Origin of the sequence: Methylobacterium gnaphalii, assembly GCF_007992215.1 — a bacterium.
GTDB classification, from domain to species: Bacteria; Pseudomonadota; Alphaproteobacteria; order Rhizobiales; family Beijerinckiaceae; genus Methylobacterium; species Methylobacterium gnaphalii.
In genome coordinates this window covers 277,327-297,787 of sequence record NZ_BJZV01000001.1, presented here as the reverse complement: position 1 = coordinate 297,787, position 20,461 = coordinate 277,327, and the positions used below count along the sequence as shown (strand labels likewise).

The following is a 20,461-nucleotide window of genomic DNA, read 5'->3' as shown; positions in this document are numbered from 1 at the left end:
GGGAGCGCTGAGCGTGCGCTTTCCGAAGCTCACCTTTGACAAGAGCGAGCCCGGTGTCTGGATTTCCGCAGGCACGCACGGGGCGTTGCTGGCGCTCGCCCTGTTCGCGGTGGCGGCTCCGGCCCTGCCGAATGCCGAAGAGGGCGTGCCGGTCGAAGTGCTGACCGAACAGCAATTCTCCGAATTGACCCGCGGCGAGCGCAACGCCGACAAGCCGCAGGAAAAGCCGAACAAGGCCGATCGCGTCGCCGACAAGGTCGAGGAGCGCGAGCCCGAGAACGCCAAGGTCGACACGCCGGCCCCGCCGACGCGCACGGCCGAGATGAAGCTCGCCTCGGTCGACGAGATTCCCCTGCGCGCCGACACGCCCGACCCCGCCAAGGAAGAAGCCGCGGCCGCTGCGGCGAAAGCCGCCGCAGCCAAGGCAGAAGCCGAGAAGGCCGCCGCAGCAAGAGCCGAGGCGAAGGCCAAGGCCGAAGCGGCTGCAAAGGCAGAGAAGGCCGAAGCCGCCAAGCGCGAGGAGCTTCAGAAGCTCGTCGAGCGCGAGGAGGCCGAGGCCGCCGCGAAGGAAGCCGCCAAGAAGGCCGCCGAGGCCAAGGCGAAAGCCGAAGCCAAGGCCAAGGCAGAAGCGAAGGCCAAGGCCGAAGCCGAGGCCAAGGCAGAGGCGGAAGCCGAGAAAAAGCTCGCGGAAGCCAAGGCGAAGGCCGACGCTGAGGCGAAAGCCAAGGCAGAGGCAACGGCGAAGGCCGAAGCCGCCGCGAAGGCCAAGGCAAAAGCCATGGCCGAGGCGAAGGCCAAGGCGGATGCAGAGGCCAAGGCCAAGAAGCAGGCCGAGCTCGCGAACAAGTACAGCCCCGGCGACATCCGCCAGCTCCTCGCCAATAAGGCGCCGTCGCAATCCACCGGCTCGACGGGCCGCGAGGTCCAGCGCACGGCTTCCCTCGGCACCTCGACGGGCAATGCGCAGAAACTGTCACCGTCGATGCGCGATGCCCTCGTCGGCATGCTGCAGCAGCAGATCGAGCGCTGCTACTCGGCGCCTCCTGGTGCGACGCAGGGCATCATCCTGCCGATGCTCGACATCAAGCTGAACCCGGACGGATCGCTGACCACCGAGCCGCGGATCATGCGCGGCGGCGCGAGCGCGGTCGACCAGTCGATCGCCCAGGCAGCCCTGCGCGCCGTGCGTCGCTGCGCGCCGTATAAGATACCGTCGCAATTCGCGCCGTATTACAACGACTGGAAGGCCATCAACGCGGAGTTCGAGTTCTCGCGAGTGTGAGAACCGAACGTCCCTCCTCCACCTGTGGGGATGGAAGAGCGCGAGCCCGAAGCCTCAGCCTTTTCGGAACCGATTCATGACGACTTTGACGTTCACCCGGCGCTCCCTGGCCGCGGCCTTCACCGCGCTCGGTCTCGTTCTGGCCGCCGCGGCACCCGCCCACGCCCAGCTCCAGCTGCGCATCGGCGGCGGCGCGTTCCAGCCGCTGCCCATCGCCATCGTCGATTTCGCGGGCGATCCGAGCCTCGGCTCGCTGATGTCGAGCGTGGTGACGAACAACCTGCGCCGCTCGGGCTATTTCACGCCGCTGGAGAAGTCGCGCTTCCCGGAAGTCCCGAGCTTCGACGCCGCCCCGAACTTCGACAAGTGGCGCGGGACCGGCGTCCAGGCCCTCGTCACCGGCCGCGTCAGCCGCGATGGCGGCGGCAAGCTCAAGGTCGAGTTCCGGCTCTGGGACGTGACCTCCGGCCAGCAGGTCACCGGTCAGCAATACGGCACCGATCCAGGCAATGCCCGCCGCGCCGGCCACCTGATCTCGGATGTGGTCTACACGAAGATCACCGGTATCGGCGGCTTCTTCGACAGCCGCGTCGCCTTCGTCGACGAGTCGGGTCCGAAAGAGCACCGGCGCAAGCGCCTGATGGTCATGGACCAGGATGGCGCCAATGTGCGCGCGCTGACCAGCGGCGACCTCTCGGTGGTGGCGCCGCGCTACTCGCCGGCCGGGCAGGACATCGCCTTCATGACCCAGGCCTCCGGCCAGCAGCCGCGCGTCCAGATGATCGATCTGGAGAGCGGCACCCGGCAGACGGTCGGCAGCTTCGAATCGATGAGCACCAGCCCGCGCTTCTCGCCTGACGGCCGACGCCTGGTGATGAGCGTCCAGCAGGGTGGCAACGCCGACATCGTCACCGTCGACATCGCCACGAAGGCGCAGCGCCCCATCACCCAGGGCCTCGCCATCGATACCTCGCCGACCTACTCGCCGGACGGCAGCCAGATCGTGTTCGAGTCGGATCGCGGCGGCTCGCAGCAGATCTACGTGATGGGCGCGGACGGCTCGAACCCGCACCGCATCTCGTTCGGCGAGGGCTCGGCCTCACAGCCGGCCTGGTCGCCCAAGGGCGACCTCATCGCCTTCACCCGCCAGCGCAAGGGCGGCTTCGCCATCTGCGTGATGCGCCCTGACGGCTCGGGCGAGCGCGTGCTGACCGAGGGCTTCCACAACGAGGGACCGACCTTCGCGCCGAATGGCCAGTACGTGATGTTCTTCCGCGATCCCGGCGGCCAGGGCGGTGGCAAGCTCTACATGGTCGACATCACCGGCCGCGTGGAGAACCCGGTGCCGACACCATCCTTCGCCTCCGACCCGACCTGGTCACCGCTGTTGGGCGGACGCTGAAATCACTCGCCTGAGACCCTAATTCTGCCGTGCCCGTCCGTGCGGGCAGGGCTCGTCATTTCGACGATCGGGCCCCGATCTCCAACCGCGCTCCGGCCGAGGCAGAAGGCGGCAGCCGTGACCACCGCGAACATGTTCGACGTGATGGCAGGAGATCGGCCTGAGGTGCCGATCTCTCCGCCAGCCGCAACGGTCAATTCTCGGCCATCAGACGATCGCGCGCCCTGAGCGCGGGAAACAGGCGCCCCCAGCAGGCCGCCACCAGCACCGTCGCGACGCCGCCGGCGACCACGGCCGGAACGGCGCCAATCAGCGCGGCCAGGGTGCCGGATTCGAACTCGCCGAGTTCGTTGGAGGCGCCGATGAACACCGTGTTCACCGCCGCCACGCGGCCCCGCATCGCGTCCGGCGTCTCGCCTTGGACGAGGCTCTGGCGGACGAAGACCGAGATCATGTCGGCGGCGCCGATCATGAACAGAGCCGCCATCGACACGAACAGGTTTGAGGAGAGCCCGAACACGATCGTAGCGGCCCCGAACACCGCAACCGCGGCAAGAAGCCGGGGACCGGCCCTGCGGCGAAGCGGCAGCCAGGCCAGCGTGATCGCGGTGGCAACAGCACCCGCGGCCGGCATGCTGCGCAGCACGCCGAGTCCGACCGGGCCAACATGCAGCACCTGCGCAGCGAAGACCGGCAGCAGGGCGGTCGCCCCGCCGAACAGTACCGCGAAGAGATCAAGGCTGATCGCCCCGAGCACCACGGGCTGCGAGCGGATGTAGGAAAGGCCGGCCGAGAGCCCCGCCCAACTGATGCGCGGGCGCTCCGTCACGGGCGCCGGACGATGACTCACGGCCGCGATCAGGCAAGCGGCGAGCGCGAAGGTCGCCGCGCCGGTGCCGAATACGACCGCCGGACCGAGGACGTAGAGCATTCCACCAACGGCGGGTCCGGCGACGGACGAACTCTGCCAAACGGACGAGTTCCAGGCCAGAGCCGAACCGAACTGCGCGCGCGGCACCAGCGTCGGCAACAGCGCCTGCTGCGCCGGGTTGGCGAAGGCCCGACCGATCCCGGTGCCGACGACAAGGCCGTAGACCGGCCATACGGCGTGAGATCCGAGCGCGGCGCTCGCAAAGAGGCCGAGCGCGCGGCGAGGCTGAGGACAGCATAGGCCAGGGCCGCGACAAGCCGCCGGTCCCGCGTATCGGCGACATGCCCCGCGAACAGCGCCGAGACCAGGGCCGGCGCGAAGGCGGCGAGCCCGACGAGGCCCAGGGCCAAGGCACTCTTCGTCAGGTCGTAGACGTACCAGCCGATCGCCACCGCCTGCATCTGATAGCCGAGCCCGGTGAGGAAGCGGGCGCCGATGAGCAGGCGAACGTCGCGGTTGCGCAGGACGGCCCAGCCGTCGCCTGAATCGGGGACGAGCATTGTCAGAAAACGACCCTCAAGATGGCATCAGCTGGATCGTGCGCCGGGAGCGCTGGAAACAGGCGTCCGAGCGCCCGGCCGCTACCGCGAACGCGTGCTCAACCGACTGCGGAGGCTCGGCCATCGCGAGCCGCGCTTGCAACGTGGCGACGGCTGGCGTCAAGAACCAACGGGAGCCCGTCACAGCCAGGACGCCTCCCTTCGGGATCAGTCGAGGCTAACGATCGTGGTAGGCTGCCCATTTCCGGCCCGGGCGCCAGAATGATACGGAAGAACGGCCGCAATGGGCGGCAGGGACGGCAACCGGTGCAGAGGCGCGCGATGCCATGAGAGGCTATGCAGCCAATGCGCAGATCATGGCGGATGTCGCCGCCGTAATCGAGCAGGCGCGCCGCGAGGGTCGCGACGTCGCAACCGCGCTGCGCATCGCGAGGGTCACGCTCGCCTATGTCAGCGGCCCGAACCCCGACCCCGAACAGGCTAAGACGCTCGAGAGCATTGACCAGCACCTGAAAACGATTTCGAGCTGATCGTTATCCGAGTTGGGCAAGCAGCGTCACCGCACCAAAGATCAGCACCGCCGCCACCGCGACAGCCATTACGATCAGTTGCGGACGCGACTCACGGAGGAGGTCGTCGCTCATCCGGCAAGCCTAGATGACGCCGCGGCGTGGTGGAAGCGCGCTCCGGCCGGAATGCTCGATGGCGAAGACCCGCTGCATCAGATCTCGGAAGCCTATCCTGATGGCCGCCAGGATCACTCTGCCGCATTCGAAACTCGAAACGCCTCGATCCCTCGCCTCTCTGGGTTGATCGCCGCCAGAGCACGTTTGGCAGCCTCCAGCGGGTGCTCGGATTCGATGCGCACCGAGGCGAGGTCAGGGCTCTTGTAGACGGTAACGATGGTATCCATCACCTCAGTCAGCGTGGTGCGCTTGTCCTCCGGTGCCGCGATCAGGAGCTGCAAGCCCCAAGCGCGGAACAGGTCGACGAGAGCCTGAGAGTTGCGCACATCGAGCTTCGAGAAGGCCTCGTCGAGGAGACAGAGGCCAAGGCCGGGATGCTCGTGACCGGGGCGGTCGCCGGGGTAATAGGCGGAGGCCAACGAGGCGGCGATGGCAACGTAGAACGGTGCCTGCGCCTCGCCACCCGAGCCGCGGGTTGCGCGGTTCGAGAGCGTGGTGCGATTGCCGGCACCGTCCCGCATGCCGATCTCGTAGACGAAGTAGTTGCGATAATCTGCGAGCCGGGCGGCGCTCTCCTCGCCGGCGATCAGGGCCGAGATCTCCTCCATCGCCGCCGAGAGCGGCCCATCCTCCACCTCCGGCAGCACCGCCTGCGCGGCATCGGGTGAACGGGCGACCTCGGTGGCGAGCGCGTGGACGGCCGCATAGCGCCGATCGACGGAAGCCTCGAAAGCGTAGGTCTGGCCCGTGAATTTTTGGGAGGACAGGCGCTCGTTCAGCGCGTCGAGGCGGTTCCTCACCCGCTCGAAACGGTCGGCGAGACGGGTGAGCAGGTCCTCGGTCGTCAGCCGCCTCATTTCGCGGTTGGCACGCTCAGCCTGCTCGCGATAGCGGCGCAGCTCATGCCCCTCTACCGATTCGAACTCACGCCGGGCCCAGGCATAACCGAAGGAGGCAGCGGCCTCCTCGCGGCCGAGCGGATTGTCGATCCGGCGCTGGACGCAGTACTCGGCGAGATCGCGTTCGGCCGCACGGCCCTCCGTCCGCGCGGTCTCGATCTCGTTGCGCACGGAGGCCCGAGCTGCGCTGGCGAAGGCGGCGAGCTCCTTGGAGTCGAGCACGGCGAGATCGGCCCGCATTTGCCTCAGAATCCCTGGATCGAGGCCCTCCCCCCGCGCCAGTCGGATGCGAAGCGAGTCACCGCCCGCCCAGCGCGCATGGGCCTGGCGGCGCGCAGCGAGGGCGGCTCGCGTCACCTCCTTCGCCGATCCGAGCTTCGCCTTCAGGCCGGCCTCCTCGGCCAGCAACCCGTCACGCTTCGGCTCCAGCACCTGGACCAGCTCGGTGAGATAGGCGGAGCGCTCCTTGGTCAGTTCCTTGATCTCGGCTTCCAGGGTGCCGGTATCGGCCTGACGGAGCTGCTCGTGCTCAGTGGTGAGGCTGCGGCGGCGGCCCTCGATCGCATCGGCCTCGTCACGCAGGGCGGCGACGTCGAGCGTCGTGGCCGAGAGCCGGGCGCGGAGCGATGCGGCGGTGCGCGCAGCCTCGCGCATCACGGTTGCCTCTGTCCGCAGACGGCGCGCGTCCTCGACCGCACTCTCCAGATTACGGCGTCCCTCCGCCGTCGGGCCGCGATGGCCGCGCGTCATCATCAGCTGGACGGGGCGGACCACCGAATAAGCCATGCCCGAGGTCGAGCGCCCGCTCGGGGCCACGGCCCGGCTCATATGCGCGAGCGCCGCGTCGTTCGGAGCGAGGTCATAGCCGCCAAGTCGCGCCGCGAGAAACGCCTCGGCGTGGTCGCTGTCGGTCTCGATCAGCCCGAGCGGACCGTCGTCAAAGCGGCGGGCCGTGCGCCGAGAGGTGTCCGTCGTCTTCACCAAGAGACAGCGGTAGAACCGGGCCTTCTGCTGTTCGAGCAGGCCGAACGCCTTGCTGAGCCGATCCGGCTCCACCACCAGAGCCTCGCGCGCTCCACCGAGCAAGCCTTCAAGTGCCGGCCCCCAAGCCGGATCGACGATCTCGGCCAGCTCGCAGATCGGAACTGCCTCGATACCGATGCGCGCGAGCTCGTCCCGGAAGGCCAGCGTGTGGGGCGAGAGGCGCCCGGCGCTCGCATGGCCCGAGGAAAAGGCGGAGGAGAGGGCCTGCGCCTCACGCTCCGCCGTGCGGGCGCGGACGGCGAGGTCCTCGGCCGCCTCGTCGAGGACGCTCGCTATGTCGGGCAAGTCGGCGAGGCCGGAGATCAGGCGTCCGAGCACGCCGTCGGCCCGCAGCGTGTCCTCCGGCGGGGCGTCGCGGCGGAGCCCCGACCGGGCACAGGCCTCGATCAGCCGGGCCGCCTCCGGTGCGCTGGCGCCGATGGTCGCGGCCACGGTGGCAAGACGACCAGCCTCCTGGACGAGGCCAACGAGCTCGGCCACGCGCGCGCCGAGGTCGCGCCGGTCGCGGGCCACCATGGCAAGGCCGGCATTCGAGGCGGCGAGCCTGCCTTCCGCCGCGCTGCCGACGATCATCGCCTTGCGCTGCGCAATCTCGGCATCGATCTCACGCACGAAACCCTGGCTGGTGGCGACGCTCTCGCGGGCGATGCGCAAGGCCTCGCCTGTCTCAGCGAGCCGCGTGCGGGCACCCGTCCAGTCGACGATACGCCGGCGCAGGTCCGCGCTCGTCGCCCGCAATTCGTCGAGGGCGGCGGCGAGGGTCGCATCGGCCCAGGCCTCATAGCGTCCGACGATGCGGCGCAGATGTGCGAGCCGCGTCTCCAACTCCTCGATGGTCTCGCAGAGCCGGCGCCAATTCTCCACCGATTGCCGGATGCGCTCGACATCGAGGGGCGCGGGCTCCAGCACGAAGCTCTTCACGAAGGCGCTTGGGTCAAAGATCGGCTTGAACGCGACGGCATTCGCGAAGGTGCGCAGGAAGTGGCGCGGCTCGGGCGCCGGCGCGCCCTCACGCATCAGGGCCAGCACCTCGGCGGTGAAGCGCTCGCCGGATGAGCGGAACTGCTCGAAGCGCTCGGCCCGGCGGTTGAGGTCGGCCGCGATCTCGCTCCAGGGCGCGACGAAGCTACCCCGCTCGGTCTCACGCACGTAGTCGGCGATCTCGAAGCGATGCCCGACGGCGACGAAGCGCGAGATCGTCTCCTCGCGCTGCTCGTCGGAGCGCGCCACGAGCGCCAGCCCGACCGAGACGATGCGCCCGCTCGCCTCGTTCTCGAAGGTCAGGGCGATAACGGTCTCGCAGGACTCACGCGTCGGGCGGCCGCCTTCAGCTGGGTCGCTGATCCAGCCAAGGCAGTAATCGCGCACAGTCCGCGAGGAGCGGCCCGAGGCGGAAGCGTTGAGAGCGAGGCGGCTGGCATTGTTGCCAGCGAGCACAGTGCTCACCGCGTCGAAGATCGTCGACTTGCCCGCGCCTGTGGGCCCGACCAGGGCAGCCGCCCCCCGGATCCGGATTTGCTGGCGGCGGATCAGGTACCAGTTGGAGAGAGCGATGTCGGTGAGGAGATACAAAAGGCGTTGGGCCGATGGCGGCTCGGCATCGAGACAGGCCGCGCGGGCTCGCGGACAATGACGATGCGCCGGGAAGGGAGGCTGTTTGCCAGAGCTACAGGATTCGAACGGCTTACGGGAGTCACCTCAAAGACAGCGTCCCCCAAATCGCGCCGTCGCAGCGCCGGAGCAGGCTTGACCAGACAAGCGTAGCTGTTTCAATGCGGGCTCTTTCGACGCCGGGCACAGGAGGCGACGAGTATGATGCGGCGCGCGATCCTGGTTGCCCTGGGCCTCGGCCTGACGGGTTGCACCGGCTTCGAATACATCTCGAAGACCTACGTGTCGCTGCCCGTGCAGGTGGTGACCATCGGCTGCAACGAGCCCTACGAGGTCTACGACAACCGCCAGCGCCGGCGCATGCTCGTAGTCTCGAACTCCCTGCGCGAGGTTGCTGGCTGCGGTATCGGTGAGCGCAACGAGGGCCGAGACCCGAGGGCGTCGCGGGCGGAGCGCTTCCGCACGGCGGCGCGTGCCTTCCTCGACGAGACGGTGCGCGAGGATTGCCAGGTCAAGGGCGAGACGGTGTTCTCCGACCTGCAGACGGAGTTCGCCTATACTTGCGATGCACCGATCGAGCCGCGCGGCGCCTTAACCCCACGGCTGCCCGGCCGCACCAACATCGCGCCGCGCTGATCGCGCGGAGGCCGGCTAGATCTTTTCGGTGCCGGCCGGAAAGGTCCGCTCCGTCGCATCGCCGGCCGCCGCCAGCAGCGCTCGCGCGAAGGCGCGCGCCTCGGTCTTGTCGAGGCGCAGCACCGCCGTCACCGGCGCGCCGCCGAGATCAGGCAGGCCGAGTTCGACCCGTACACCGTCCCCTTCTGCCCGGGCCAGAAGGCTCCAGCCTCGCTCGTTCGCCGAAGATCCACCACCCGGCCCTGCCATACCCCACCTCCCTCATCCGCCTCTGCATGACCGATCGATGCGTGGGAGGCCAGAGCACGCCGCCCGCGAGCGCGACATGCGCGCTGGACGATTGACGGACGATGCCTGGGATGGTGTCTGCGCCCGGCTCGCGCCGGCAACCGGCGCATTTCGAATTCAAGCAGGACGCGACGACGATGGCCGAGATCTGGTTCCGCACGGGCGAGGCGACGGTGCTCGCCGCCGAGGGGCAGTACACCGACGCAATGCCCGAGGTGATGATCGGCTCGACCCGCGGCCCGGTTGGCCAAGCCTTCGCGGGCATGATGGGGCAGGTCCAGGGCCATACCCGCATGTTCGTGGTGCGCGACCTCAACCAGCTCGTGCGCCCGGCCACCATGATGACCACCAAGGTCACAATCCACACAGCCGAGTACGCCGAGCTGCTCGGCGGTGTGGTTCAGGCGGCCACGGGCGACGCCATCATCGACTGCGTGATCGAGGGCATTCTGCCGAAGGACGGGCTCGACGAGCTGTGCATGATCATCATGATCTGGCTGGACGAGCGCTGCGCGGCTGATCCGAACGTCGACCGCAAGGATCTCTACCGCACCAACTACGAGGCGACGAAGCTCGCCATCGGCCGCGCCATGAGGGGCGAGCCGACGATCGACGAGCTGATCGCCAACCGCAAGACGGTGAAGCACTACGCCCTGGAGGACGTGATCGACTACTGATCCGTCGATGCGCCCGGCACGCTGCGACTCGTTCCCGGCAGGGTCCAGAGCCGCTGCGGCCGGGTAAGCCCGCGCAGCGGCACCGTGCCGACCTCCTGCAGAGTATGGGCACAACGCGTGGCGAAGGCATCGGAGATCAGCAGGGGATAGCCGAGGCTCTGGCATTGGCCTTCGATCCGGCTGGCCTCGTTCACGGCACGGCCGATCAGCGTGAAGTCGAGCCGGCGCCCGGTGCCGACATTGCCGTAGACCACCTCGCCGAAGTGAAGGACGAGATCGGCAGAGATTTCCGGCTGGCCCGCCTCCCGGCGCCGCGCGTTGAGGGCGGCGTTGGCGGCCTGCGCGTCCATGGCGGCGGAGAGCGCCTGCCGGCAGATGCTGCAGGGCACTTCGTCCACGTCGGCCACCGTGAAGGCCGCCAGGAAGCCGTCGCCGAGGAACTTCAGGATCTCCCCGCCCCGCTCCGTGACCGGATCGCCTAGCGCATCGAAATGCTCGTTGAGCCAAGTGACCATGTCGAGGGGATCTGAGCGGTCCGACAGGGCCGTGAACCCTCGCAGGTCCGCGAGCAGGATCGCCGCCGACACGGTGCGGCCCTGACCGCGCCGGATGTTTCCCTCGAGCACCTGGCCGGCCGTGACCGGCCCGACATAGGTGCCGAGCACCTCGCGCAGCGTATGCGCGAGGCTGAGCCGGGAGAGCGCAAGTCCGAGCGCCGGCAGGATCGCCTCGATCACCGAGACCGCCCCCTCCTCGAAGCCTCCCGGCTCCCGCGTGGCGAAGGACAGGGCGACGCCACGTAGGGCGAGGCCCGGCGCGAAGGTGACAAGATGCAGGAGATAGTCAGTCCCGCCCATGTCGCGCAGCTCGTGCAGAATCGGGAAGGCTTCCCCGTTGCGTAGGGCCTCGAGCCGGTACCGTGCCGAATGCTCGCCGCTCTCCAGGAGAGCGAAGATTGGACTGCGCAGCCACATCGCCTCGTCCTGCTCGTGCGGGATAAAGGTGAGTGTCATGCCCTCCTGCGCGTACCAAGTCAGACCGACGCTGCGGTGAGCCGGATCGATGGTCGGCCCCGAGACGCTGGCGCGCCACAGCGGCAGGCCGGCCTCGCAGAGGGCCGTGCAGACGCCGTCGAGCAGGGCCTCGCCGTCGTCGCTGACTGTGGCGCGCTCGGTGATCCAGGAACAAAGCCGTGCCGAGAGCCGTTCGGTCTCCATCGCCTCCGGTCGCCCCCTACCCGCCTCCGCAACCGTGGTTTGTTCGCATGAATCGAGCCGGTTACGAAACGGCGTCACTCCGCCGGGGTCGCGCTCAGGCTCCGCTCGCTGCGGCGCGGCGCTCCGCCATCCGCGGCGACGCCATCTCCGAGGAAGCCGCCGGACTGGCGCTGCCAGAGCCGCGCATAGAGGCCCCCACCCTGGATCAACTCCGCATGGCTTCCTTCCTCGACGATGCGTCCGTCGTCGATCACGATCAGCCGGTCCATCGCCGCGATGGTCGAGAGTCGGTGGGCGATAGCGAGCACGGTCTTGCCCCGCATGAGGGTATCGAGGCTTTCCTGGATCGCCGCCTCCACCTCGGAATCGAGGGCTGAAGTCGCCTCATCGAGAATCAGGATCGGAGCGTCCTTCAGGATTACCCGCGCGATGGCGATGCGCTGGCGCTGGCCGCCGGACAGCTTCACGCCGCGCTCGCCGACCTGGGCTTCGTAGCCGCGCCGCCCCTTATGATCGGAAAGACCACGGATGAACGCATCTGCATGGGCGAGCCGGGCTGCCTGCTCGATCTGCTCCGTGGAGGCCTGTGGATCGCCATAGGCGATGTTCTCGCGGATCGAGCGGTGCAAGAGCGAGGTATCCTGGCTCACCATCGCGATGGCACCGCGCAGCGAATCCTGCGTGACCCGCGCGATGTCCTGGCCGTCGATCAGGATGCGACCGCCTTCGACGTCGTGCAGCCGCAGCAGCAGCGAGGTGATGGTGGTTTTGCCGGCGCCGCTTACGCCTACGAGGCCGACGCGCTCGCCGGGCCGGATCGAGAAGGACAGGTTCTCGATGACGCTGGCATCGCCCCGCCCGTAATGGAAATCGACAGCCTCGAAACGGATCTCGCCGGTAGTGACCCGGAGCGTTGCCGCGTTCGGATCGTCGACGAGCGCATGAGGACGCGAGATCGTCTGCATGCTCTCCTGAATCACGCCGACATTCTCGAAAACGCCGCGCACTGTCTGCATGACCCAGCCCGACATGGCGAGCAGCCGCATCACCAGGGCGAGCCCGGCGGCCGCCTCGCCGGTGGTCATGCCGTTGTTCCGCCAGAGCAGGAAGCAGACTGAGGCCGTAGCCGTCAGCAGCACACTGTTCAGAATGCCGAGCAGCGTCGTGGTCGTGGTCGTCAGGCGGAACTGGTGGAGATAGGCACCGGTATTGGCATCGATCGCCTCGCGCACCGCCGCCCGCTCCTCGCGGTCACGCGCGAAGAGCTTCACCGTGAGGATATTGGTGTAGCTGTCGACCACGCGGCCGACGAGGGTCGAACGCGTCTCTGCGCTCTTGTGCGAGCGCTCCCTGGCGCGCGGCACGAACCACGCGGTGAGTGCCGCGTAGGCTGCGACCCAGACGATCACCGGCAGGGCGAGCCAGATCGAAATCGAACTGAACATCGCGACCGCGGTGATCGCGTAGATCGCAACGTAGAGCAGCGTGTCGATGAACACGACGGCGAGCTCGCGCACTGCCGGACCAACCTGGACGATGCGGTTGGCCAGCCGACCGGCGAAGTCCGATTGGAAATACGAGAGCGAGTGGCCGAGCGTGTAGAGATGCGCGCGCCAGCGGATTTGGCTGGAGGTCTGCGGCACAACGAGCTGGTTCGACAGCACCTCGTGCAGCCAGATCGAGAATGGCCGCAGGACGAGCAGGAATAGAGCCGCGAGGGCGATGGCGGCGCCGTGCTCCTGCAAAACCGTCGCCCTGTCGGCGGCGCCCAGCAGGTCGATGAACCAGCGCAGCAGCAGATAGAGCGAGGCTTCGATCGTGCCCGCGACGATCGCGACGATGAACAGCACGAGCAGGGGGCCGCGCACGGGCGTCAGGTAGAACCGGACGAAGCCAAGCACGGTCTTCGGCGGCATCTGCCGGTCGTCGAACGGCGCGAACGGGTCGATGCGGCGCTCGAGCCAATCGAGGAACATGCGGGGAGACAACCATGTGAGCGTGAGGGCCTGACTTAAGTCTTCTTACCGCGGCGCCAAGGCGGAGGCATTGCCACAGGCGGCTCCGGCCAGTCGGCGAAACAGGCGCAGTCATGCGTTCTCTTCCGCGCGCCATCCGCTAAATGGTTCACATCAGGCGGATGCCGACGGAGCCTTGCGTGGCCAATCCCTACGACGTGCTGGGTGTGTCACCTTCCGCCTCGGACGGAGACATTCGCAACGCTTATCGACGGCTCGTCAAAAAGCTGCATCCCGACCTCAACCCCGGCGACAAGGCCGCCGAGGACAAGTTCAAGGAGGTCGCAGGCGCCTATGACCTTCTCGGAGATGCCGACAAACGCAGGCGCTTCGATGCCGGGGAGATTGACGAAACCGGCACCGAGCGCCCGCAACAGCGCTACTACCGAGACTACGCGAGCGGCCCAGGTCATGCCTATGCTGACGATGGCGCCTTTGCCGACTACATGGATGGAGACGACGTCTTCGCGGAGCTGCTGCGGCGGAGCCAGCAGGCAAGAGCCAATCGGCGCGGACAGGATTTGCGCTATCGCCTGGCGATCACGTTCGTCGAATCCATTGCCGGCGCGAATAAGCGCCTGACGCTGCCGGATGGCGGGACACTCGACGTGACGATCCCGCCAGGTCTCATCGATGGCCAAGTCCTCCGGCTGCGCGGCAAGGGCGCGCCCGGTTCCGGGACGGGTAGTGCGGGCGACGCGCTGATCGAGGTCGAAGTCCTGCCCGATCCCCGCTTTGAGCGGGACGGCGACGACATCTCGATCGAGCTGCCGATCTCGCTGACCGAGGCAGTGCGCGGCGGCCGCGTCAGGGCACCGACGCCGACGGGCGAGGTCACCCTGACCGTGCCCAACGGGGCGAATACCGGCACCCGGTTGCGTCTCAAGGGCAAAGGCGCACCACGCCGCGACGGCGGCCACGGCGACGAGTACGTCAAGCTCAAGATCGTGCTGCCGAGGGTACCCGACCCAGACCTCGAAGCCTTCGTGGAGCGCTGGGAAGCCGGTAAATCGTTCAACCCGCGTGAGGATCGATGATCATGAAACGCGAGGAATTCCTGGTCCGATCGGGCCTGCAGGTGGAGACGCTGGAGGTCTGGCTGGAACAGCGTTGGCTCCTGCCGGCAGCCGGCGACGTAGAGTCCGGTTACTCGGAGATCGACATCGCGCGGGCGCATTTCATCCGCGATCTGCAGGGGAATCTCGGCGTCAACGATCCGGGGATCGACGTGATCCTCCACCTCGTCGACCAGTTGCACGGGATGAGACGCGCCTTCGCCGAGCTGAAACAGAGCCAGGCCAAGCCGGGCGACGAGTGACCCCGCCATGACGGCGGAGATCCTGAGCTCCGTCGCCGGATACGCTTAGAATGACGCTTCGCCTCGCCCTCTACCAACCCGACATCCCGCAGAACACCGGCACCATGCTACGCATGACGGCTTGTCTGGGCGTCGCCGTCGAAATTATCGAGCCGGCCGGCTTCGACGTCTCGGACCGGAACCTACGCCGCTCGGGGCTCGACTATCTCGACCACGTCGCGATCACACGGCACCGCTCCTGGGCCGCTTTCGAGGAATGGCGGCGCGAGGCCGGCATCCGGCTCGTGCTCGCCACCACCTCCGGCGCCGTTCCCTACACGGCACACGAATTTCGCGATGGCGACTGCATCCTGATTGGCCGCGAGTCGGCCGGTGTGCCCGAAGCCGTGCACGCGGCGGCCGACACTCGAATCGTCGTGCCGCTCCGGGAGGGAATGCGCTCGCTCAACGTCGCCGTCGCAGCCGCGATGATCATGGGCGAGGCGATCCGTCAGGTCGGTTGAGCGGCGCCGAGTGCCGACAGGATGCGTGCCCAGCTTCGCGTCCCCTTGTGGAAGCTCTTGAGCTCGTACTTCTCGTTCGGCGAGTGGATGCGATCGTCGTCTAAGCCGAAGCCGATCAGCAGGGTGTCGAGACCGAGCAGGCGCTTGAAGTCGCCGACGATAGGGATGGAGCCACCGGCACCGACCGCGATGGCGTCGCGGCCCCATTCTTCGGTCAGCGCGGCCTGCGCCGTGGCGAGCTGCGGCATGTCGTAGGGCAACGCGATGGCGCGCGAGCCCTTGTGGCAGACGATATCGACCCGGCAATCGGCGGGCACACGCTCGCGCACGAAGGCCTCGAAGCTCTTCGCGAGTTTTTCCGGGTCCTGGTCGTCGACCAGCCGGAACGAGACCTTGGCGCTGGCCTGCCCTGCGATCACCGTCTTGGTACCTTCGGCCGTGTAGCCGCCGATGATGCCGTTGACGTCGCAGGCCGGGCGCGACTGGATCAGCTCGATCAGCATGCGCCCGCGCTCGCCGGCCGGCTCCTTGAGGCCAATCGGCCCGAGGAATTTCTCGGCCGTGAAACCGAGCCCCTTCCATTGTTCCAAGACCTCGGGCGGCGGCTCGCGCACGCCCTCGTAAAAGCCCGGGATCGTTACCCGTCCGTCCTCGTCGTGGAGCGCTGCCAGAACTTTCGAGAGGACGTGGATCGGATTGGCGGCGGCGCCACCGAAGAAGCCGGAATGCAGGTCGCGGTCGGCGCAGGTTACCTTCACGTCGAAATACGAGAGTCCGCGCAGCGAAGTGGTGATCTGCGGGGTGTCCCGGTCCCACATCGCAGTGTCGCAGACGAGCGCCACGTCGGCCTTGAGCCGGTCGCGGTTCGCCGCAACCCATTCCGGCAGGCCTTGGGAGCCGCTCTCCTCCGCACCCTCGACCACGATGGTGACGCCGCAGGGCAGCTCGCCGTTCATGGCAAGGTGCGCACGGCAGGCCTCGACAAAGGTCATGACCTGACCTTTGTCGTCGGACGCTCCGCGCGCGACGATCTGCCGTTGATCGCCCTCGCCAATCAGGCGCGGTTCGAAAGGCGGGTGCGTCCAGAGGTTCAGCGGGTCGACCGGTTGCACGTCGTAGTGGCCGTAGAACAGCACGTGCGGCGCGCCCGGCTTGGGCTTGTGCGCGTAGACCACGGGATGGAGTGAGGTTTCCTCCACGCTGGTCTCGAAGCCGAGCGCGGTGAGGTTGCCTTCAAGCCAGTGGGCTGCCTTGCGGCACTCGTCCTTATAGGCGGGGTCAGTCGAGATCGACTCGATGCGCAGGAACGCGAACAGCCGCTCCAGGGCGTTGTCGAGGTCCGTGTCGATGTCGTTCAGGATCGGGTCCAGCGCGGCCATGGCCTGTCCTCAAGCTCTCAGGTGTCGCCGAAGCGTTAGCCGAGGCCCGGGCACAGCGTAACCCCGAAGGGCCCTGCCGAAAGCACCAGTGGAACGGCGTCAGATTGGAACAGTTGTTGAGACGATTCAGCCCGACATCGTGGAAACTGCCATGCTCATCGAAAGCGGCTCGCCCGGAGCCCATGCCAGGATCGGCATCACCCTGACGATCAATGGCGAGAAACGCGAGATCGAGGTCGCGCCCTGGACCACGCTGCTCGACCTCCTGCGCGAACGCCTCGATCTCACGGGCACCAAGAAGGGCTGCGACCACGGCCAGTGCGGCGCCTGTACCGTGCTGGTCAACGGCACCCGCATCAATTCCTGCCTGGCGCTCGCCGTGATGAAGGACGGCGCCGAGATCACCACCGTCGAAGGGCTCGCGGCGCTGGCACATCGCGAGGGCACCAACACGCTGCACCCGATCCAGGAAGCCTTCATCGAGCACGATGCCTTCCAGTGCGGCTACTGTACGCCGGGCCAGCTCTGCTCCTCGGTCGGCCTGATGAATGAGGGTCACGCCAAGTCACGCGACGAGATCCGTGAGGCGATGAGCGGCAATCTCTGCCGATGCGGCGCCTACACCAACATCGTCGACGCGATCGAAGAGGTCATGCAGCAGGGAGCCGTCCGATGAACCGCTTCGACTATGTCCGGGCGGATACGGTGGCGGATGCCATCAAGGCGCTGAGCACCGACCCGAGCGCCCGCTTCATCGCCGGCGGCACTAACCTCGTCGACCTCATGAAGTACAACGTCGAGAAGCCGGGCCGGCTCATCGACATCACCCGACTGCCGCTGAAGAGTATTGAGGAGCACGAGGGCGGCCTGCGCATCGGCGCCCTCGTGAGCAATGCCGATCTCGCCTACGACGCGCGGGTCCAGCGTCGCTATCCGCTCCTGGCGAGCGCGATCCTGGCCGGCGCCTCGGCCCAGTTGCGCAACGCCGCCTCCACGGGCGGCAACCTCAATCAGCGCACGCGCTGCTACTACTTCTACGATGAGGGTACGCCCTGCAATAAGCGTGAGCCGGGCTCGGGATGCCCAGCGATCGGCGGCGTGAACCGCATCCATGCTATCTTCGGGGCGAGCGAGGCCTGCATCGCCACCAACCCGTCCGACATGTGCGTTGCGCTCGCAGCCCTGGAAGCGACGGTTCGAGTGTCGGGCCCTGAAGGCGACCGCGCCATCGCCTTCGCCGATTATCATCGCCTGCCGGGTGATGACCCGTCGAAGGACAACACACTCAAGCCCGGCGAGATCGTCGTCTCCGTCGACCTTCCGGCAACGGATTACGGGGCTCACCACACCTATCTGAAGCTGCGGGACCGGCTCTCCTACGCCTTCGCCCTGGTCTCGGTGGCTGCCGCGCTCGAACTCGACGGGCAGATCATCCGGACGGCACGCGTGGCTCTCGGCGGCGTCGCGCATAAGCCCTGGCGCAACGTCGAGGCGGAGACCCTGCTCCAGGGCAAGCCGGCGACTCGCGAGAGCTTCCGGGCGGCCGCCGATCTAATCGTGGCGGAGGCCAAGCCTCAATCCGAGAACGGCTTCAAGATCGAGCTGGCCCGGCGCGCCATCGTGCGCAGCCTCGAACAGGCCGCTGCCGGCACGCCGCAATCCCAGTCCGACAAGCGCATCCAGTAAGGAGCCACGTCATGGCAACGCAGTTCAGCACCGGTGCCGGCGAAGACCGTTTCGTCGGTCGTGCGGTCAGCCGGGTCGATGGCCCCGCCAAAGTCACCGGGCTCGCCAAATATGCCGGTGAGTTCTCGGCTGAGAACCTCGCACACGGTTACGTGGTCTCGAGTTCGATCGCTCGGGGCCGGATCACGTCGATCGATACCGCCGCCGCAGAGGCGGTGCCTGGCGTACTCAAGGTGATCACGCACAAGAACCGGCCGAGCGTCGCGGGCCAGTCGAAGGCCTATCAGGACATGGTGGCGCCGCCGGGCTCTCCGTTCCGCGCCCTCTACGACGAGACCATCGTCTTCTCCGGCCAGCCGGTCGCGCTCGTCGTGGCCGAGGATTTCGATACGGCGCGCCATGCGGCCTCACTTGTGACGGTCGCGTACGAGGCCGAACCACCGCGAACCGATATCGATGCCCTGAGCGGCGACGCCTACAAGCCACCGATGGAACGCGAGGGCATCAAGCCGCCGCCGGAGCCGCGAGGCGATGCCGAGGCAGCCTTCGGCAAGGCGCCGATCCGGGTCGAGGGGCAGTACCGGCTTGCCGACGAGCATCACAACCCGATGGAGCCGCACGCCTCGACAGTGGTCGTCGAGGACGACGGCACTTACACCGTCTACGACAAGATCCAGGGCGTCGCGAATACGCAGCTCTACTTGACGAACGTCTTCGGCCTGAAGCCCGAGCAGGTTCGCTGCCTCAATCCCTATCTCGGCGGCGGTTTCGGTTCGGGCCTGCGCCCGCAATATCAGCTTTTCCTGGCGATGCTCGCTGCGCAGGATCTGAAGCGCTCGGTGCGGGTCACGCTCACCCGCGACCAGATGTGGAGCTTCACCTTCCGCTCGCAGGCGGTGCAGACCATCTCGCTCGGAGCCGATGAGAATGGCGGATTGCAGGCCATCCGGCACGACGCCGTGCAGGGCACCTCGACCTACGAGGATTACCAGGAGGTCGTCGTCAACTGGTCGGGCGTCCTCTACAAGTGCGACAACGTCAAGCTCAGCTACAAGCTGGTCAAGCTCGACACACCCACGCCCGGCGACATGCGCGCGCCCGGCGCTGTCTCCGGCGTCTTCGCCATCGAGACGGCGATGGACGAGATGGCCTGCGCGACGGGCCTCGACCCGATCGAACTGCGTCTCAAGAACTACACTGAGGCTGACCAGACTGAGGGCAAGCCCTTCGGGTCGAAGGCACTGAAATCCTGCTTCAGCGAGGGAGCAGAGCGCTTCGGGTGGTCGAAGCGGAGCCCCGAGCCGCGCTCGATGCGCGACGGCAAGGAGCTCGTCGGCTGGGGCATGGCGAGCGGCATCTGGGAATCGATGATGATGAAGTCGAGCGCCCAGGCGACACTCACGGCGGACGGCCGGCTAGAGATCGGCAACTCGACCGGCGACATCGGCACCGGTACCTACACGATCCTGACACAGATCGCCGCCGACACGCTCGGGCTGCCGATCGAGCACATCACGACCAAGCTCGGCGACACCGAACTGGCGCAGGCCCCGGTGGCTGGCGGATCCTGGACGGCGGCCTCATCCGGTACCGCCGTCATGAAGGCGTGCCGGACCATCGCCGAGCAAGTGTTCAAGCTGGCGCGCGGCCTGCCCGATTCCCCACTCGCCAACGTCGACTTCGAACGTGCGGTCTTCACCAACGGGCGCATCGAGGTCGCCGGCGATCCGTCGCGGAGCGTGGGCATCGTCGATGTCCTGAAGACGACCGGCACCGACAAGCTCGAAGCTACCGAGACCGCCAGTCCCGACAAGGATTTCAAGAAGCAGTTCGAGGCCTATACCCATTCGGCGATCTTCGCCGAGGTGAAGGTCGACGAGGAACTCGGGCGCATTCGCGTCACCCGCATCGTCTCCGCGATCGCGGCCGGCAAGATTCTCAACACCAAGACTGCGCGGAGCCAGATCCTCGGCGGCGTCGTGATGGGCATCGGTTCAGCCCTGCACGAGGAATCCATGCTCGACCACCGGCTCGGCCGTTTCATGAACCACAATCTCGGCGAGTATCACGTGCCGGCGCATGCCGACATCTACGATATCGACGTGATCTTCGTGGATGAGGAGGACATGGCCAATCCGCTCGGTGTGAAGGGGCTGGGCGAGATCGGCATCGTCGGGACGGCAGCGGCCATCGGCAACGCCGTCTACCACGCCACCGGCAAGCGCATTCGGAATCTGCCGATCACCGTGGACAAGATCCTCGGCTAGGATGCAGCGATCGAGCCGGCAGCCGATGCGGCTGCCGGTTCTCCTTTCGAAGCGATCAACGCGCCCGCATTGCGGCCGACGGACGCTGCACGCTATCGCCTGCCGGTCCGCAACGATCGT

Annotated in this window: 16 protein-coding genes and 1 pseudogene; 11 read left to right on the top strand and 6 right to left on the bottom strand. The window is 67.4% G+C overall.

Annotated elements, in window-relative coordinates; genetic code table 11:
* Window positions 1-7: 7 nt before the first annotated feature.
* Together tolA and tolB are read left to right on the top strand one after the other, a co-directional pair.
* Window positions 8-1,282 (top strand): cell envelope integrity protein TolA, encoded by a 1,275-nt coding sequence (tolA, locus tag MGN01_RS01365; RefSeq protein WP_147044771.1) that lies wholly within the window; start codon window positions 8-10, stop codon window positions 1,280-1,282.
* 76 nt (window positions 1,283-1,358) lie between these two features.
* On the top strand, window positions 1,359-2,684 hold the full coding sequence (tolB, locus tag MGN01_RS01360; RefSeq protein ID WP_147044770.1) for a Tol-Pal system beta propeller repeat protein TolB: 1,326 nt from the start codon (window positions 1,359-1,361) through the stop codon (window positions 2,682-2,684).
* Window positions 2,685-2,877: 193 nt separating this feature from the next.
* On the opposite strand, the pseudogene MGN01_RS01355 reads toward tolB, so the two are convergent.
* Window positions 2,878-4,115 (bottom strand): annotated as a pseudogene (locus MGN01_RS01355) (MFS transporter).
* A gap of 326 nt (window positions 4,116-4,441) precedes the next feature.
* Between MGN01_RS01355 and MGN01_RS01350 the strand changes: the two are divergent.
* Window positions 4,442-4,645, top strand: a complete 204-nt coding sequence (locus tag MGN01_RS01350; RefSeq protein ID WP_147044769.1) for a hypothetical protein — start codon at window positions 4,442-4,444, stop codon at window positions 4,643-4,645.
* Window positions 4,646-4,872: 227 nt separating this feature from the next.
* On the opposite strand, the gene MGN01_RS01345 is transcribed toward MGN01_RS01350, so the two are convergent.
* A complete protein-coding gene (locus MGN01_RS01345) occupies window positions 4,873-8,316 on the bottom strand; it encodes an SbcC/MukB-like Walker B domain-containing protein (RefSeq protein ID WP_147044768.1) in 3,444 nt (1,147 codons plus the stop codon).
* A gap of 240 nt (window positions 8,317-8,556) precedes the next feature.
* Between MGN01_RS01345 and MGN01_RS01340 the strand changes: the two genes are divergently transcribed.
* Window positions 8,557-8,991 (top strand): hypothetical protein, encoded by a 435-nt coding sequence (locus MGN01_RS01340; protein WP_147044767.1) that lies wholly within the window; start codon window positions 8,557-8,559, stop codon window positions 8,989-8,991.
* Between the two features lie 15 nt (window positions 8,992-9,006).
* Here the strand turns inward: MGN01_RS01340 and MGN01_RS01335 are convergent, their stop codons facing one another.
* Window positions 9,007-9,240 carry a hypothetical protein gene (locus MGN01_RS01335; protein WP_147044766.1) on the bottom strand — a complete coding sequence of 78 codons (234 nt, stop codon included), beginning with the start codon at window positions 9,238-9,240 and terminating at the stop codon, window positions 9,007-9,009.
* 176 nt (window positions 9,241-9,416) lie between these two features.
* Here MGN01_RS01335 and fae point away from each other — a divergent pair, with 176 nt between their 5' ends.
* Entirely contained in the window at window positions 9,417-9,956 is a 540-nt protein-coding gene (gene fae, locus MGN01_RS01330; protein WP_147044884.1) for a formaldehyde-activating enzyme, read from the top strand.
* On the opposite strand, the gene MGN01_RS01325 is transcribed toward fae, so the two are convergent.
* Both MGN01_RS01325 and MGN01_RS01320 read right to left on the bottom strand, forming a co-directional pair.
* Entirely contained in the window at window positions 9,950-11,173 is a 1,224-nt protein-coding gene (locus tag MGN01_RS01325; protein WP_147044765.1) for an adenylate/guanylate cyclase domain-containing protein, read from the bottom strand. The two genes, fae and MGN01_RS01325, sit on opposite strands and share 7 nt — an antisense overlap.
* A 74-nt stretch (window positions 11,174-11,247) precedes the next feature.
* Window positions 11,248-13,149 carry an ABC transporter ATP-binding protein gene (locus MGN01_RS01320; RefSeq protein ID WP_147044764.1) on the bottom strand — a complete coding sequence of 634 codons (1,902 nt, stop codon included), beginning with the start codon at window positions 13,147-13,149 and terminating at the stop codon, window positions 11,248-11,250.
* A 179-nt stretch (window positions 13,150-13,328) separates the two neighbouring features.
* Between MGN01_RS01320 and MGN01_RS01315 the strand changes: the two genes are divergently transcribed.
* From MGN01_RS01315 to MGN01_RS01305, 3 genes are read left to right on the top strand one after another with little or no spacing between them, the layout of a single operon-like run.
* Window positions 13,329-14,225, top strand: coding sequence for a DnaJ C-terminal domain-containing protein (locus MGN01_RS01315; protein ID WP_147044763.1), 897 nt, complete (start codon window positions 13,329-13,331; stop codon window positions 14,223-14,225).
* A gap of 2 nt (window positions 14,226-14,227) precedes the next feature.
* A complete protein-coding gene (locus MGN01_RS01310; protein ID WP_147044762.1) occupies window positions 14,228-14,506 on the top strand; it encodes a chaperone modulator CbpM in 279 nt (92 codons plus the stop codon).
* Between the two features lie 50 nt (window positions 14,507-14,556).
* The gene (locus tag MGN01_RS01305) at window positions 14,557-15,009 is read left to right on the top strand and encodes a tRNA (cytidine(34)-2'-O)-methyltransferase (RefSeq protein ID WP_147044761.1); all 453 of its coding nucleotides are present in this window, start codon (window positions 14,557-14,559) and stop codon (window positions 15,007-15,009) included.
* Here MGN01_RS01305 and MGN01_RS01300 read toward each other — a convergent pair.
* Window positions 14,997-16,388 (bottom strand): M20/M25/M40 family metallo-hydrolase, encoded by a 1,392-nt coding sequence (locus tag MGN01_RS01300; protein ID WP_147044760.1) that lies wholly within the window; start codon window positions 16,386-16,388, stop codon window positions 14,997-14,999. The two genes, MGN01_RS01305 and MGN01_RS01300, sit on opposite strands and share 13 nt — an antisense overlap.
* Before the next feature lie 151 nt (window positions 16,389-16,539).
* Between MGN01_RS01300 and MGN01_RS01295 the strand changes: the two genes are divergently transcribed.
* The 3 genes from MGN01_RS01295 to MGN01_RS01285 are packed head-to-tail and all read left to right on the top strand — an operon-like array spanning window position 16,540 to window position 20,341.
* Window positions 16,540-17,064 carry a (2Fe-2S)-binding protein gene (locus MGN01_RS01295; RefSeq protein WP_147044759.1) on the top strand — a complete coding sequence of 175 codons (525 nt, stop codon included), beginning with the start codon at window positions 16,540-16,542 and terminating at the stop codon, window positions 17,062-17,064.
* Window positions 17,061-18,074 (top strand): FAD binding domain-containing protein, encoded by a 1,014-nt coding sequence (locus MGN01_RS01290; RefSeq protein ID WP_147044758.1) that lies wholly within the window; start codon window positions 17,061-17,063, stop codon window positions 18,072-18,074. The genes MGN01_RS01295 and MGN01_RS01290 overlap by 4 nt, the downstream gene beginning before the upstream one ends.
* 11 nt (window positions 18,075-18,085) lie before the next feature.
* Entirely contained in the window at window positions 18,086-20,341 is a 2,256-nt protein-coding gene (locus MGN01_RS01285; protein WP_147044757.1) for a xanthine dehydrogenase family protein molybdopterin-binding subunit, read from the top strand.
* Window positions 20,342-20,461: the final 120 nt, after the last annotated feature.